This window comes from Blastococcus aggregatus, from assembly GCF_900221005.1.
Taxonomy (GTDB): Bacteria; Actinomycetota; Actinomycetes; order Mycobacteriales; family Geodermatophilaceae; genus Blastococcus; species Blastococcus aggregatus.
The window spans coordinates 1-1,279 of record NZ_OBQI01000013.1; the positions used below are offsets into that span (position 1 = coordinate 1).

Here is a 1,279-nt window from a genome sequence, read left to right on the forward strand (position 1 = left end):
GGGACTGCTGCACGAGTAGGTGACATCTGATCTGTGGTGCCAAGGGGTGCCGCTGGAAGGATGTTCACCGTGCCCAAGCCCTACCCCCAGGAGTTCCGAGACGACGTCGTGAGCGTCGCCCGCAACCGTGAGCCGGGTCAGCATCTGAAGCAGATCGCGGCCGACTTCGGGATCAGCGAGTCGTGCCTGACGAACTGGATGAAAGCCGCCGACGTCGAGGAAGGTGTGAAGCCCGGAACCACTGCGGCGGAGAACGCCGACCTGCGTGAGGCCCGCAAGCGGATCCGGCTGCTCGAGCAGGAGAACGAGGTTCTGCGCCGAGCGGCGGCCTACCTGTCTCAGGCGAACCTGCCGGGAAAATGATCTACCCGCTCGTCCGTGAGCTCGCCGTCGACGGGATCCCCGTCGCGGTGACGTGCCGGGTTCTCAAGATCGCCCGCCAGCCCTACTACCGCTGGCTGGCCAACCCCGTCAGGACCAGCGACCTGGCCCGGGCCTACCGGGCAAACGCCCTGTTCGACGCCCACCGGGACGATCCGGAGTTCGGCTACCGATTCCTCGTCGACGAGGCCGCCGCGAGCGGGCAGCCGATGGCCACGCGCACCGCCTGGGCGATCTGCGCGGCCAACCGGTGGTGGAGCGTGTTCGGCAAGCCGCGCCGGGGCAAGGGCGTCCGACCCGGGCCGCCGGTGCATGACGACCGGGTCAACCGGGTGTTCACCGCTTCTGCGCCCAACCAGCTGTGGTTGACCGACATCACCGAGCACTGGACCGCCGAGGGCAAGGTCTATCTCTGCGCGGTCAAAGACGTGCACTCCAACCGGATCGTCGGCTACTCCATCGATGCGCGGATGAAGTCCCGCCTCGCCGTCACCGCGGTCGAGAATGCCGTTGCTCGGCGGGCCGCCGACGGGGCCGAGGTGGCCGGCTGCATCGTCCATTCTGACCGAGGGTCGCAGTTCCGCAGCCGGAAGTTCGTCCACGCCCTCAACCGGCATCAGCTGACCGGATCGATGGGCCGCGTCGGCGCAGCCGGGGACAACGCCGCCATGGAGTCGTTCTTCTCGCTCCTGCAGAAGAACGTCCTCGACCGCCGCTCATGGGCTACCCGCCAACAGCTGCGCATCGAGATCGTCACCTGGATCGAACGCACCTACCACCGCCGACGCCGGCAAGCCGGCCTCGGTCGACTCACGCCCATCGAGTACGAGACCATCACACCCACAATGGCAGCTCAGGCCGCCTGACCCAACCTGTCACCGATCCGTGCAGCAGTCCC

1 protein-coding gene is annotated in these 1,279 nt (G+C 67.6%); it reads left to right on the plus strand.

Annotated features, from left to right (window positions below; translation table 11 throughout):
* Positions 1-69 precede the first annotated feature (69 nt).
* Positions 70-1,247 (plus strand): IS3 family transposase gene (locus CRP29_RS22200; RefSeq protein ID WP_097197254.1). Its coding sequence is split into 2 segments (ribosomal slippage): positions 70-354 and positions 357-1,247, totalling 1,176 coding nucleotides; the frame shifts between segments, so codons are not numbered across the junction.
* The last annotated feature ends 32 nt before the right edge of the window (positions 1,248-1,279 follow it).